This window comes from Nocardia sp. NPDC058519 (assembly GCF_042719755.1).
Taxonomy (GTDB): domain Bacteria; phylum Actinomycetota; class Actinomycetes; order Mycobacteriales; family Mycobacteriaceae; genus Nocardia.
The window spans coordinates 1-12,674 of record NZ_JBHXNK010000057.1 but is presented as its reverse complement, the minus strand read 5'-3'; the positions used below and the strand labels follow the sequence as shown (position 1 = coordinate 12,674).

The 12,674-nt window shown below is 65.4% G+C and carries 13 protein-coding genes and 2 pseudogenes; 2 read left to right on the top strand and 13 right to left on the bottom strand.

Features of this window, described 5'->3' with window-relative positions; genetic code table 11:
- Positions 1-542: 542 nt before the first annotated feature.
- Positions 543-1,390, top strand: a pseudogene (locus ACFWPK_RS34010) (IS5 family transposase).
- A 110-nt stretch (positions 1,391-1,500) separates the two neighbouring features.
- On the opposite strand, the gene ACFWPK_RS34005 reads toward ACFWPK_RS34010, so the two are convergent.
- The 13 genes from ACFWPK_RS34005 to ACFWPK_RS33945 form a co-directional block, all read right to left on the bottom strand.
- Entirely contained in the window at positions 1,501-2,145 is a 645-nt protein-coding gene (locus tag ACFWPK_RS34005; protein ID WP_378922893.1) for an NUDIX hydrolase N-terminal domain-containing protein, read from the bottom strand.
- Positions 2,146-2,196: 51 nt separating this feature from the next.
- Positions 2,197-2,646 carry a GNAT family N-acetyltransferase gene (locus ACFWPK_RS34000; protein WP_378922891.1) on the bottom strand — a complete coding sequence of 150 codons (450 nt, stop codon included), beginning with the start codon at positions 2,644-2,646 and terminating at the stop codon, positions 2,197-2,199.
- Between the two features lie 198 nt (positions 2,647-2,844).
- Positions 2,845-3,528, bottom strand: a complete 684-nt coding sequence (locus ACFWPK_RS33995) for a ribulose-phosphate 3-epimerase (RefSeq protein WP_378922889.1) — start codon at positions 3,526-3,528, stop codon at positions 2,845-2,847.
- Positions 3,525-4,643 carry a DegT/DnrJ/EryC1/StrS family aminotransferase gene (locus tag ACFWPK_RS33990; RefSeq protein ID WP_378922887.1) on the bottom strand — a complete coding sequence of 373 codons (1,119 nt, stop codon included), beginning with the start codon at positions 4,641-4,643 and terminating at the stop codon, positions 3,525-3,527. The genes ACFWPK_RS33995 and ACFWPK_RS33990 overlap by 4 nt, the downstream gene beginning before the upstream one ends.
- Positions 4,640-5,719 (bottom strand): hypothetical protein, encoded by a 1,080-nt coding sequence (locus tag ACFWPK_RS33985; RefSeq protein WP_378922885.1) that lies wholly within the window; start codon positions 5,717-5,719, stop codon positions 4,640-4,642. Before ACFWPK_RS33985 ends, ACFWPK_RS33990 begins: the two co-directional genes overlap by 4 nt.
- Positions 5,716-6,825, bottom strand: a complete 1,110-nt coding sequence (locus ACFWPK_RS33980; RefSeq protein WP_378922883.1) for a hypothetical protein — start codon at positions 6,823-6,825, stop codon at positions 5,716-5,718. Before ACFWPK_RS33980 ends, ACFWPK_RS33985 begins: the two co-directional genes overlap by 4 nt.
- Entirely contained in the window at positions 6,822-7,949 is a 1,128-nt protein-coding gene (locus tag ACFWPK_RS33975) for a sedoheptulose 7-phosphate cyclase (RefSeq protein ID WP_378922881.1), read from the bottom strand. Before ACFWPK_RS33975 ends, ACFWPK_RS33980 begins: the two co-directional genes overlap by 4 nt.
- A 1-nt stretch (position 7,950) precedes the next feature.
- On the bottom strand, positions 7,951-9,024 hold the full coding sequence (locus ACFWPK_RS33970) for an ROK family protein (RefSeq protein WP_378922879.1): 1,074 nt from the start codon (positions 9,022-9,024) through the stop codon (positions 7,951-7,953).
- Entirely contained in the window at positions 9,021-9,719 is a 699-nt protein-coding gene (pgl, locus tag ACFWPK_RS33965; RefSeq protein ID WP_378922877.1) for a 6-phosphogluconolactonase, read from the bottom strand. Before pgl ends, ACFWPK_RS33970 begins: the two co-directional genes overlap by 4 nt.
- A gap of 54 nt (positions 9,720-9,773) precedes the next feature.
- Positions 9,774-10,130 (bottom strand): hypothetical protein, encoded by a 357-nt coding sequence (locus ACFWPK_RS33960; protein WP_378922876.1) that lies wholly within the window; start codon positions 10,128-10,130, stop codon positions 9,774-9,776.
- Between the two features lie 21 nt (positions 10,131-10,151).
- Positions 10,152-10,946 carry an SAM-dependent methyltransferase gene (locus tag ACFWPK_RS33955; RefSeq protein ID WP_378922874.1) on the bottom strand — a complete coding sequence of 265 codons (795 nt, stop codon included), beginning with the start codon at positions 10,944-10,946 and terminating at the stop codon, positions 10,152-10,154.
- A gap of 109 nt (positions 10,947-11,055) precedes the next feature.
- Complete coding sequence (locus tag ACFWPK_RS33950; RefSeq protein WP_378922872.1) at positions 11,056-11,658, bottom strand: Scr1 family TA system antitoxin-like transcriptional regulator; 603 nt, start codon at positions 11,656-11,658, stop codon at positions 11,056-11,058.
- Between the two features lie 206 nt (positions 11,659-11,864).
- A complete protein-coding gene (locus ACFWPK_RS33945) occupies positions 11,865-12,392 on the bottom strand; it encodes a hypothetical protein (RefSeq protein WP_378922870.1) in 528 nt (175 codons plus the stop codon).
- 188 nt (positions 12,393-12,580) lie between these two features.
- Between ACFWPK_RS33945 and ACFWPK_RS33940 the strand changes: the two are divergent.
- Positions 12,581-12,674, top strand: a pseudogene (locus tag ACFWPK_RS33940) (hypothetical protein); the annotation flags it as partial.

Here is a 12,674-nt window from a genome sequence, read left to right as displayed (position 1 = left end):
GAGGCGGGCCCGGGATAACGGGCCGATATCCGGGGTAGCGGATCTGCTGACTTGCCGCGATAGCCTCGCGCCCCTTCGCGAAGCGGCCCTGTTATCTGGGCCAAGCCCATATCCGTTGATCTTTCGGCAGTTACTACCGGAACCCCGACCTGGGAGGATGCCCCGCCGCGAGCGGTGCCGACTCGGGAAACTATGTGCGATAGCCGCCTAAGCGCCGGATCAGGCGGGTCTGGGGGGTCGAGGAGCATAACGGCCGGATCCGGCGCTAGCGCGGTACCGCACATATCTGCTGCCTATGCGCGATAGTTCGGATGGCGACCTGGTGTTTTGACCGGTCGATGGTGGGGCGACTCGGGAAACTATGTGCGGTACCGGCGACCTTGAAGGCTCGCCCGACGGCAAACGTCCAGTTCGACTCGCGCTACCGCCGGATTCGGCGCTACTGCTCCTCGCGCCCCGGGTTGTGCGGCATCATCTTCCGGGTGGTGGATGGAGACCGGTTCCGGGTGCTGACCGATAAGCAGTGGGAGTTGCTCGAGCTGATGCTGCCGAGTTCGCGGCAGAACCCGGGCCCGAATTTTCAGAACAATCGCCTGGTGGTCGAGGCAATGCTGTATCGGCTGCGGACGGGTGTGCCGTGGCGGGATCTGCCGGTGGCGTTCGGCCCCTGGCAGACGGTATGGAAGCGGCAGCGCCGCTACGCCGGTGATGGCACCTGGGATCGAGTACTCACCGCTTTGGCTGCGTTGGCCGACAACAATGGCGACCTGGACTGGGCCGTGTCGGTCGATTCCACGATCGTGCGCGTGCACCAGCACGGTGCGAACGCTGCCCGCGTCACAGGGGGGCTCTATCGAATTACAACAATCTGCTCGATGAGCCGCCCGATCATGGAATCGGCCGCTCCCGCGGTGGGCTGACGACCAAAGCGCACCTGGCCTGCGACGGCAATGGCCGGGCCTTGTCGGTGCTGGTTGGCCCCGGTCAGGCAGGCGACAGTCCGATGTTCGCCGCCTTGCTCGACGGAATTCGTGTGCCACGTTTGTGGGGCGGGGCGCCGCGCACCCGGCCAGACGAGGTCCGTGCCGACAAGGCGTATTCCTCGGCGGCCAACCGGGACCTGTTGCGCGGCAAACGGATCAAGGCCGTCATTCCCGAGCGCGCCGACCAGCAGGGCAACCGCAAGCGCAGGGGCAACGCCGGCGGTCGACCGCCGGGGTTCGACAACCAGGCATACAAGGGCCGCAACGTCGTGGAGAGGGCCTTCAACAAGGCCAAACAGTGGCGGGCCGTCGCCACTCGCTACGACAAGCTCGCCATCGTCTACCGCGCCGGACTCCTGCTGGCATTCGCTGTCGAATGGCTCAAGCTATTGGGAGACATGCCCTAGCACCCGACTGGCAGGGACCGGCCGCGATCGACCGTCAACCCCGCCGCCAGTAAACCAGGCCCAAGACTCGGGTACCCAGTGCCCTCCGACCTCGGGATGGTGACGAGCGGTCAGTCGAACACAGTCGGCAGGTCTGGTTTATTCCAGTGGTCGTGGAGAAGTCGGATTTGGGTGTCGAGTACACGTGTGGTCGACAGCTCAGGCAGGTTGTCGATGTCGAACCAGCCGATTTCCATGGTCTCGACGGGGCTGGGTTGCCCGTGGGAGATGGTCTCGCACAGGAAGAACAGCTTGTACACGTGATAAGGGAAGGCAGGCTGGTGGCCTTGCACGTCCCGATCGTGCAGTGCCACGAGCTTGCTGGCGCGCACGGTGATGCCGGATTCTTCTTCGACTTCGCGTTCGACGGCGAGCGAGGGTGGTTCCAGGACGTCACACCAGCCGCCGGGCAGGGTCCACCTCTCGTCGCTGCGGTCGCGGATGAGCAGGATGCGGCCCTGGTCATCGAAGACGCCGCCTCGAACGTCGACTTTGGGTGTCATGTATCCCTTTTCGAGGAACACGTTCTTCTGCAGGTCCTCGACGGTGCTGTTGCTGATGAGAGCGAGCAGGTCCGCGGCGATCTGTTCGGCCTGTTCGTAGCGTTGCCGGTCGAAGACGTCGGTAGCGAAGACGAGGCCGTTGTGCGCGAGGGAGGCCAGGGCGATGGCGTGTTGCCGGATCTGGGCCTCAGCTGTCGGTTGAACGTTGTCCATTCAGGGTCCTTCGGTCTGGTCGGCGTTGTCGCGGTGGCTGTTCGACCTTGGTCAGGGGTTCATGCGATAGGTCGTCGACTCGCGTGGGGCGAATCCGAGCCGCTGGTAGAGCTGGTTGGCTGCGGTTTTCGTCGGCGTCGAAGTGAGATCGACTGTGCGCGCTCCGTGTTCTTTCGCGATAGCGAGCGCAGCGGTGGTCAGGGCTTGTCCGGCACCGAGGCCGCGCGCGGCTCGGTCGACGACGACGTCTTCGATACGTGCTCGCAGCCCGGTGGGGATTGTGTACATGACCAGTGTCAGCGCGCCGACGATCGCTCCGTCGACGCGTGCGGTGAGCAGCCGCGTCGACGGGGAATCGACGACGGCCTCCAAACGGTCACGGGTCAAAGGTTCTGCGGTGGTCGATAGTTGAGGTAGCAGAGCTGTCAGCGACGCCAATGTCTCGTCGTCTACTTGGTCCACGATGTCGATCACAACCGCCTCGGGTGTCTGCGACACCATGGGCCCCTCCTGTATTTGCGTCACGGATTCGACGTTTTGAGCAGCCGAAAAATTCAGGGCTGGAACAGTTTTCGACTTGACCACCGAGATCGGCCGCACGTGGCGGCGGCACCAGCGTATCCCGTGTGGTGTCCGGTGGAGCTGTAGCGGACACGAGCTCATTCGCGCGGCTTGTTCGCACAACTGTCTCCTGATCGGTCAGTGCTCCCGCACGGCGGCGGCGGTCCGGACAGGTTGGGCGAGTCGGAGAACCGCTGTGGGCAGGTCGGTGTCGGCCGAGTTGAAGATCGCGCTGCCCGCGACGAGTGTGTCGGCTCCGGCGGCGATTATCTGTGGTGCGGTGATGGTGGTGATGCCACCGTCGGCGACGAGTTCGACGGTGTCGAGGTTCAGGTTGTGCAAGGTGGTGCGCAGGGTGCGGATCTTGTCCGGGACGGTGGGATCGAAGGTGCTGGTGCCGGGACGGCTGGTCATCAGGACGACGAAGTCCAGGTGTGCGAGGTAGGGGTCGAGGAGTTCGAGGCAGAGGTCGGGATTGAGGACCAACCCTTTGCGGATGCCGGCCTCGTGGAGAGTGTCGAGGGCGGTGCCGACGTCGGTGGCGGCATCGATGTGGAAGCTGATCCGGTCGGCCCCGAGGGTGATGAGATTGTCGATGTAGCGCTCGGGTTCGAGGGTCTGCACGTGGACATCGAGGGGCAGGGTTGTGTGCTGGCGGATGGCGGCGACAGTGCGCAGACCGAAGCTGATCGCAGGGGTGTAATGACCGTCCATGATGTCGAGGTGCAGGTACTTGGCGGTGCTCGCAGTGACACCGTCGATGGCCTCGCGCAGCGCGAGAGGGTCGGCGCCGATCAGCGCCGGTGCGATGGACACGTTCATGCGAGGGCCTCCTGGGAGTCGGTGATTGCGGTGGTCAGGCGGTCACAGACGAAGTCGACCTCTGCTGGCGACAAGTCCGGTCGGATCGGCAAGCACAAGGTGCTGGTTGCCTGGTTCTCGGCATGTGGGTATTTCCCGTCGAACCCGTAGCGCGCGAAGGTGGGTTGGTGGTGGATGGGGACGGGGTAGCGGACGACGGCGTCGATGCCGTCCGAGCGCAGCTGTGCGAGAACGGCATCGCGATGAGGTACCGCGACCTGATACAGGTGGTAAACGTGGTTGCCGGGCTCTTCCGATGGCGGTGGCGTTGTAATGGCGGGATGCGTGAGGGCGTGGGTGTAGCGGGCCGCGATGGTGCGGCGGTCGGTGTTCCAGGTGTCGAGATAGTCGAGTTTGGCGTCGAGGACGATGGCCTGGATGGCGTCGAGTTTGGAGTTCACCCCGAGCGCAACGTGGTTGTCCTGCCCGTCCTGTCCGAGGCCGCGCAACGTCCTGACTTTGTGCGCGATCTCGGCGCTGTTGGTCACGAGGGCTCCGGCGTCACCAGCCGCGGCGAGGTTCTTGCTCGGATGGAAGCTGAAGGCGGCGGCAGCACCGAAGGTGCCGACCCGCTGGTGGTTCCAGGTGGCTCCGACTGCTTGGGCGCAGTCCTCGACAAGGGGGATCTGGTGGCGGGCGGCGATGGCGGTGACTCGGCCCATGTCCAGGCTGCGACCGAACAGGTGGACCGCGAGGATGGCCTTGGTGCGCGGCCCGCACGCTGCGTCGAGCGCGTCGAGATCCATCAGATAGGTATCGGGCTCGCAGTCGACGAGCACCACCCTCGCCCCGACAGTGGTGATCGCCAGGGCTGTGGCGTGGAAGGTGTTGGCGACGGTGACGACCTCGTCGCCCGGTCCAATACCGAGCGCGGTCAAGGCGAAAGTCAGTGCGTCGGTGCCGCTGTTGACACCGATCGCGTGGGTAGCGCCGAGGTAGTCGGCGAATCGGTGCTCGAACTGGTCGACGGTATCTCCGAGGATGTAGTCGCCGGTGGCCAGCGCGTGCCGGATCTTCTCGGTGGTGGCGGTCAGGTCCGTGAACTGGGAGCGGTGGTTGTAGCGGGGGATCTTCATCGCGACTCCGAGGGAAGGAATGGGCGGATCTGCACGATCGTTTTGCCGAGGTCGCCGCGGGCTGCGCTGGCGGTGAGATAGTCGGCAGCGGCGTCGAGTTCAAGTAGCTGTGTGGTGAGTCGCTTGACACACAACGATGGTGACCACCCGGCATTGGGGACCCGTCGCAACAGGTTCAGGGCGGTCTGGAAGTCGGCGGAGGTGGCCCCGTGGGTGCCCGCGAGGTAGCGCCGCCCGCTCGACCACGCGAATTCGCCGATATCTTCGGTGCGGCGCAGTCGGTCGACGTCGATGCTGGCGAGTTGGTCACCAGGTTGTGTGCCTGCGAAGACGAGCAGCAGTCCGTCGTCGGCGAGCATGTCCGAGCACGTCTCCAGCACGTGCGGTGTGGCGGCGGCGGTGGCCACGACGATGCGCTGAAACGGCGGCCGGTGCCGGTTGGAGTCGAAGACCCGCGAGGGAAGAGCACGGCGGCGGCGCAGGAACCCGAGACGCGGTGTGCTGGGGTTGAGCAGGACACACTGGTAGCCGGTGGCGGTGAGCACGGCACTGATCAAGGTCCCGGCCATCCCCGCACCGAACACCGCGACCACAGTCTCTGGTGCCAGGCCGAGGTCGGCGGTGACGGCGTGCAGCCGGGTAGCACAGTGCACCGCGCACGCCAGCGGTTCGGCGAATACGGCCACCCGGTCGGGGATCCCTTCGGGGACCGGGACCAGCGCGGCACGCAACTGGTGGGAGTCACCGCTGAGTTCGACCAGTTCGCCGAATCCCGATGTCCGGTGAGCCAGCGTGGGGTGCGGATCGAACACCACTGTGCGCCCTTGCAGGTCGGCCAGGGCTGGGGTGCTGTCGAGGACGCTGCCGACGATCTCGTGGCCGAAGTCGCAGCGCCCGAATCGGACCCCGCTGATCTCGCGCAGGTCCGAGCGGCAGACACCGACCGCTCGGGGGGCCAGCACCACATGATCAGTAGCAATCCCGCTGGGCGCACCGGCCACCGTCGCGGTGGTGAGGAAGGCGGCCTGGTCGCGGTGCTCGATACGCCGGTAGGTCGTTGCAAGGGGTGTGGTCACCGGATCACCTCGAGTTGATCGGCCACGGTGGTCGTCAGGTCGGCCTCGCGCGCGGGCCCCGACATCGTCAGGTCAACGACAACCTTGATGTGTTCGCCGAGAGGTCGTTCGCCCCGGGCCATCGACGGGATATACAGGGAGGCTTCCTCGAGCGAGATCACATGGCTGATCAGCTTGCCGAATCGGCTGGGGAATGCGAGGAGATGCTGTTGGGCTCGGTCGAGGTGGGCTGGTGATGTTCCGCGATGACCGGTTACCCGCACCCGCTTGCCAGCTGGGGTGAACACTTGAACGTAGGGGGTGTTGGGGGATTGCCCGCAGACGTTGGAGCGTCGAACTGCCGACAAGTCGATGCCAGGTAGTGCTGGGTGGCGAAGTCCGGCGGGGATGCCGCCGAACAGGTCGAGCACGCCCTTGTCGCAGAGGCTGGCGGCAGCCGCGCCGATGGCCGTGTAAGTCGCCTCGCGCGGCAGACAGATGACTGCGCCTTGGATGCTGGCTCGTTGTGTCCGATTGGTAAGGGTGCTCGCGGGCAGCACGCCGAGCTGGTCGATGTAGCGCAGTCGCTCTCGGCGCGGGTGAACGAGCTGCATCCTGTAGCCGAGGTCCTCGCCCAGCATTGCCACCAGCAGGGCCGCTGAACCGCTGCCGAACACTGCGACCGTGGCGGCCGGGCGCAGATGGGGGGCCATCAGCTCCCACCCGTAGAGAGCGGTGGCGGTGGGTTCGACCAGCGCACCGAGATCGACAGGGAGACCCTCGTACGCGGGCACAACCCCACAGGGGAGCGCGGTGGGCACGTAGTCGCGCAGGATGCCGTCGTAGCTGTGGCCCAGGATCACGTCCTGGTCGCCAGAGTCGACGGGATTGAAGATCTCGCAACCTCGTTTGTCCGGGGTGACGGCGAGACCTTCATGGCCCAGGACCGTGGCGCGGTCGGACCGCGCGCCGCGTTGCATTTGCAGGTCGGTGCCACAGATGCCTACCCGCAGGACACGGCGGACGGTGGGCAGTTCGGACGCGTCCGGCACCGGCGTGCGCTGAAGGTGCAGTTCATCGCCGCTGCGGACGAGGGCGCGGTTGACGGCGGTGTCGGTGGTGCTCACGCGCAGCTCAATTCATCGTGGAACGGGCGCACCGTCTCGGCTGCTGTGGCCAGCTCGGTCGCGCTGATGTCCTGGGCGAAGATCGCAGTGCCGATTTTGGTGAGCAGCGGGATGTTCTGGTTGCCGTCGCGGTGGCGGATCGAATCCGACAGCCCCGCTCGCAGCATCTCGTCGGTGATGCAGGTGTGGCTCAGCGGCAGCCCGACGCGGGCCATCAGGGTCAGGATTCGGCCCAGGCATTCGTCGTCGATCAGTTCACGCTGTTGGGCGAGCACACAGGACAGCGCGATGTCGATGGCGACGGCTTCCCCGTGGTACAGCTTCGGTTTCGCCGCCAGCTCGAATGAGGGGCTGAAGGTGTGGCCGAAGTCGGGCAGTCGGGCGAGGTTGTCCTCCCACAGGTTCGGTTCCAGCTCCTCGACGATCGCTGTGATCGCGGCGTCGATGATGGGACCGCTGACACTGGTGTTGGCCCCGAAACCGGGAGCGGTGGTCCATTCCCGCTCGATGCGGTCGAACAGCCCGCTGTCTTTGACCAGTGCGATCTTGAGGATCTCGGCCATCCCGTTGGAGATCTGACGGTCGGGCAACGTCGGCAGGAAGCTCGGGTCGACGAGGGTCTCGCTCGAGGCGTAGTAGGTGCCGAGCCGGTTCTTGCGGCCGTTGAAGTTGATCCCGGTCTTGACGCCCACGGCAGCGTCGACCATCCCTAACAAGGTGGTCGGCACTCGGACATAAGGCACGCCGCGGCGGTAGATGCTCGCGGCGAAGCCGACCACATCGGTCAGGACTCCACCGCCGACTGCGACGACGGCATCGCGGCGCCGGCTGAGTCCGAACTTGTCGTACTCGCGGACGATCCGGCTTACTGTCTCGGAGTCCTTGGTGCGCTCGGTCGTTTCGATCGGCACGACGGTGCACAGTGAGCTGTAGGTGTCGAAGTAGGCGAGGATCTTGTCGCCGAAAAAGCTCATGACCGTCGAGTCGACGAAGACCAGCGTGCGGCGATTGCCGATACCGACGGCGTCGGCCAGGTCGCTGTTGTCGGGGTCCAGGCAGTCTCGTGTCCGCCGGATTCGGTAGCAAATCGTTTGTGTCGCAGCGATACCCCAGATGCGGTCCATGTCAGTAGTTCCTTCCTCCGGGCCGGGCGGTTGCCGGTAGCGATTGCGCGCGAGCGAAAAGCCCCGCTCCGCGCAGTGGATCGAGCCCATCGGATTCCAGCCGCGAAATCCGGTCGCGAAAGACGGTGGGCTGGTGAGTGGAGACGAGGTACAGGCCGTCAGCTTCCAGACAGCGGTACATGCTGTTCATGTAGTGATCGGCGAGCGTGTCGACCACCCCGCCGGACAAGAACACGTGCTCGATGCGGGCATCGATAGTCAGCAGGTACAGCAGTGCTCGCGCGAGCGGGGCGGTCACCGAGTCGAGAAACGTTGTGGCGTAAGGATTATTGTTCTCCAGTGCGGCGAACAGGCGAGCCAGTGGTGATGGTTCGGTCGTCGCGTCCGCGCCCAGGATGCTCGCCAGCTGCGCGAGCTGCCGGTCGATCGCCTTGCCCGCCGAGATGGCGGAGACGTGTCCGACAGCTCCGCAATCGCACACCGGCGGATCGGTCGACAGTGTTGCGGTGACCGCTGCTGGCAGGTGGCCGATTTCGCCCTGAATCCCGTGCACCGGGTCCAAGACCACCTCGCCGGATTCCACGTCGATGGTGCGCGCGGCGATACCGCTGCTGACTGTCACCGCCGCAACAGTTTTCATGCCCAACTCCTGGACCTCGGGCCGGTTGGTGATCGCTATCGCGAGACTTGTCACGTCGTTGACCACCCACCACCGGGCTCGTGATTCGTTCTCCCGCAGCACTACTCGCAGATCGAAGGGGTCGGCGCTGTCACCCCACAGCGGCGCACTGGCCAGAATTTGTCCGGTGTGACCATTGGTGGCGGCACCGATCGAGATCCCCACATCCGCGACACCGGGATGGATTTCGAGAAGTCGACGGGTCTGGGCGAGAAGAAATTGCACCATCAGCTCGCGCAGTGTGGCGGTATTGCTCCCGGTACCAGCCTTCGTCACTGCCGGGTGCCGGTCGTGATCGGTGAGCACACCGGACGGGGACAAGACCGCGCAACGCCACCACGTCCCGCCGAGATCGAACACGATCACCGGAGGGCCATCGCCAGCTACGTTCCTCATTTTGACGCCGGGCCTGGGTGGGCGGCGGCGTCGGCCAAGACATAGCCGTCCTCACCGAGCACGACAGCGGCTGGCACCGGAGCAGCGCCTAGGGCGGGCGTGAGGACTTTCGCCAGTGCCGCACTCTTACCGGATCCGGTGGCCAGCAGGATTCGAGTCGGCACGGCCCGCAGATAGTTCAGCCCAAGGCTGACTCGTGGCTCGCGTTGATAGGTCGTGGCAACCACCCGCTGAAGAGGGGCTTCGTAGAGAGTGTGGTCGAAGATCGAAGCGGTATGGCCGTCGGCTCCTAACCCGAGCACCGCGATGTCAGGTACGCCCTCGGCGCGCAGTCGCGAAAGTTGATCGTCATATGCCGCAGCGGTCTCCTGGCTGTCCCCGCTCACCCGAATCGGGCACCAGGTAGCGCGATGACCCGGTTCACTCAGGCCCAGAGCCGTCTCGATCAACCCAGCGGATCGATCGGTTGGCTGCGGTGTCACCCGCTCGTCGGTCTGAACGAAAATGACTTTGGCCCAATCGATATCGAGCCTGCTCAGCTCGCGATAGGTCGAGACCGGTGTCGTTCCACCCGCCACCGCGATGAGGCATTGCCCCGAGTTGTCGATTGCCGAATAAATATGTGTGGCAATCAGATCGGCTGCTGCCGAGGCCAGATCAGCGGGTGTTTCGTGGAATGTGCATGTCAGCGGCATGGGCACCTCCTGGGTGTCGAGACGTAGCGGTGACGAAGATCGAAGTCGACTGCGTTATCCGGTTGGATGGTCGTCGGCGGTGCGGGTGGCTATCAGTGCCCGCAAGGTCGCGATGCTGGTCGCGTCGTGGGGAGTCAGGGTGTGGGTGCTGAGTTGGGTGGCGGTGATCAACCGCGCACCGAGCAGTTGGTCCACGAGCTGGGTGAGTTCTTCAGATGTGGGCAGGTGGTGCTCATGCCAAACCAGCCACCCGATCGGGCCGTCGGCGCTCCTGGGTGGGGGTGGCCCACCAGCGACGAGCTTGTCGACAAGTGCGGTCATTCCCGCGCGGCGCGCGAAACCCAGCTGCCCGTAGTACCACTGCTGCTCGGTGCCTTCGCTGTCGTCGCTGTCGTCGCGATCCCATGCCATCGGTTCGGGTCCTGTTCTCTACTACTGTCGTTGGCCGATTGCGGCGTAAGCGGCCAGGTCCCAAGCGGCGGGGTGTTGAGGCCGCAGGGTGTCGTGGTCGGTATCGGTGGGCCGCCACCGGTGCGGTGCGATCAACCCGGGATCGGTGAGCCGGTAGGGGGCCAGCATCGTGGTGATCGTGTCGCGGTCGCGCGGGTGAAAGGCGATGCCCGCGTTGCCCAGAGCCGCGACGGCGCTGCTGATGTCGTCTCCGGCGATGTCGGCGGTGATGTGGCTGAACACGATCCAGGTTCCGGGCCGGAACTGGCGAGTCAGGGCGTCGAGGACGGCCGGGGCGTCGGCGAGGAGTTCAGCGGTCCCGGACAGACAGACCGCCAAAGGCGCGGTGGAGTCCATGACCGCGGTGATCTCAGCGAGGACGGCGGCGGTGTCAGTGAGGTCGATCTTGGCGACGGCGTTGTTCGGTTCGGTCAGCAGGGCCCGAGCGTGGTTGGTGGCGAGGAGGTCGTTGTCGATGTAGAGGATGCGGGCGGTGTCACGTGCGTGGTTCGCGATCTCACCGATGTCGGGGTGTAGAGGGAGTCCGCATCCGAGTTCGACCACCTGGGTCACCTGATGCGTGTGGCTGAGGTATTCGACCGCGCGCCGCGCGAAACGGCGCGCTTCGGCCATCGCGATCGCGAGCTGGCTGTCCACAAGGGGCTTGGCGATCACATGATCGAGCTCGTAGTGGTCTTTGCCACCCAGCAACGCATTGCACACACGGGCGGTGTTGGGGCGGCTGATGTCCAGCACTGTCTCGTTGGGGGCTGTCATGTCCTGTCCTCGCCGGAGGGTGCCGCGAAGTACCGAACAAACCTCCTGGCCGCCGTCACAGAGGATTACGGCGTCGGGTTGTTGCGGGGCTCGCGGGCGGTCGGATGGATCAGATGCCGGACTCGGTGTGGCTGGCCAGCGCCCGGGCCAGGATGGCGTGGGCTTCCTCGCCGTAGACGGCCGTGGTGGCGAGCAGATCGAAGGTTCGTTCGACCAGCTCGACGGTGTCGGTGTTCTCGAACGGATCGGTGATTTGCTGGTTGTCGGAGTCGGTGGCGGTGCTGAAGTCGAAACTGTCTGCTGGGGCGAGGAATTCGGCATTGAGCGCGATGATGCCGATGCGGACGTGTGCGCGAGCGGTCAAGATGTTCATCAGGTGGCGGATCTGGGTGGTCATCACCTCGCAGCTGCCGACGGTGACTCGTAGCGCGGCCTCGTCGATGAGCATGTGGAAGTCGTACCCGGGCATGTCGAGAACGGTCTGGCGTTGCAGACGCGCGAGCGCAAGCTCCTCGCTGTCGTCGGCCATACCCATCACGGCCGAGCATCTGTCGAAGAACGCACGGGCGTAGTCGTGGGTCTGCAACAGTCCCGGGAGGAGTTTGGTGCTGTAGGAGCGCTGATTGATGGTGTCGGACTCGCTGGCGATCAGGAAGCGCTGCAACGTTTCCGGGCCGCCATCGGTGGTGTCGTACCGGCTCGTGTTGACCATGGTTCTAACCTCTCCAAGTCGTTTCGTTGGTTGAGATTCGGTGGAGGGTTCCACCGGGTGTGGTTCGTGTGGGTCGGGTAGGCGTCCCCGGAGGCCGTGAGGTTGGGCGGCCTCCGGGGACGTTCCCCACCCTCGGACCCGACCGGCTCGGGGGGTCGCCGGATTCGGTCTGAGGTATTCAGGTGGTCTGTGTGCCCGGCCCCGGGTCAGGCCAGGGTGATCTCGCTGATCAGAGTCGCCCTGTCGACGGTGCGGGTGGTCACGGTCTGCCGGGCGACCCAAGGCTCGGTGCTGGGCCGGAACTCGGCCACGGTCACCTCCCGCCGCGCGGACTCGCCGTTGGTGTTCAACGGTGAGATGCTCACGCAGTGGCGGGTGTCGGCGGGCACGGCATTGATGCCCGTCTGCAACCGGTGGCCAGTGGTGATCGCTGAGTCCGAAGTCAGGAACCGGCGCGCGTGCTCGACGGATCGGTCCATGTAGTAGGCGTGATTGAACCCCAGGATCGCGGCCGGGCCGCTGGTGGTGTCTCCCGGACCGGAACCGGTGACGACGTCGAGTTCGGCGGTTTCCTCGCAAGCGAAACCGGTCGGCTGCGCGCCCCCGTCCGGGGCCGTCACTACCGCGACCACTGCCAGTGCTGCGAGCCCGGCCAGCACTCCAGCCGCTATCCATCGGTGGCGGTGTGAGCGCGCAGTGGAGGAGGCGGTTGTCGTGTCGAACTGTGCATACATGGCGTTCTCGGTTCCTTCGGTGGATCTCGGAGGTCGGGTGGCCCCGGTAGTCGCCGGGAATCGACTCCGGGGCCGCCTCGGCGCGGGGCAAAACCGGGTGAGGTGCGTCTGGTCTCACCAGGCCGTCGCGCCAAGGTCATTCGGGTGGTCGGAAGGTGCGCTGTGCGCGGGTCATGGCTGTAGGAAAAGTCGGGTCGGCCAAGGGCGCGGTGTCCGGATTGCTCCGAATCCGTTTCCCTTGGCCGCCCGCCGAACCGGACGTGCGGCTCTCACCGCATCCGG

Excerpts from the sequence above, each read along its gene's own strand:
- ACFWPK_RS34005 (WP_378922893.1), bottom strand. The coding sequence starts at position 2,145 with ATGGACAACGTTCAACCGACAGCTGAGGCCCAGATCCGGCAACACGCC.
- ACFWPK_RS34000 (WP_378922891.1), bottom strand. The coding sequence starts at position 2,646 with ATGGTGTCGCAGACACCCGAGGCGGTTGTGATCGACATCGTGGACCAA.
- ACFWPK_RS33995 (WP_378922889.1), bottom strand. The coding sequence starts at position 3,528 with ATGAACGTGTCCATCGCACCGGCGCTGATCGGCGCCGACCCTCTCGCG.
- ACFWPK_RS33990 (WP_378922887.1), bottom strand. The coding sequence starts at position 4,643 with ATGAAGATCCCCCGCTACAACCACCGCTCCCAGTTCACGGACCTGACC.
- ACFWPK_RS33975 (WP_378922881.1), bottom strand. The coding sequence starts at position 7,949 with ATGGACCGCATCTGGGGTATCGCTGCGACACAAACGATTTGCTACCGA.
- ACFWPK_RS33970 (WP_378922879.1), bottom strand. The coding sequence starts at position 9,024 with ATGAGGAACGTAGCTGGCGATGGCCCTCCGGTGATCGTGTTCGATCTC.
- pgl (WP_378922877.1), bottom strand. The coding sequence starts at position 9,719 with ATGCCGCTGACATGCACATTCCACGAAACACCCGCTGATCTGGCCTCG.
- ACFWPK_RS33960 (WP_378922876.1), bottom strand. The coding sequence starts at position 10,130 with ATGGCATGGGATCGCGACGACAGCGACGACAGCGAAGGCACCGAGCAG.
- ACFWPK_RS33955 (WP_378922874.1), bottom strand. The coding sequence starts at position 10,946 with ATGACAGCCCCCAACGAGACAGTGCTGGACATCAGCCGCCCCAACACC.
- ACFWPK_RS33950 (WP_378922872.1), bottom strand. The coding sequence starts at position 11,658 with ATGGTCAACACGAGCCGGTACGACACCACCGATGGCGGCCCGGAAACG.
- ACFWPK_RS33945 (WP_378922870.1), bottom strand. The coding sequence starts at position 12,392 with ATGTATGCACAGTTCGACACGACAACCGCCTCCTCCACTGCGCGCTCA.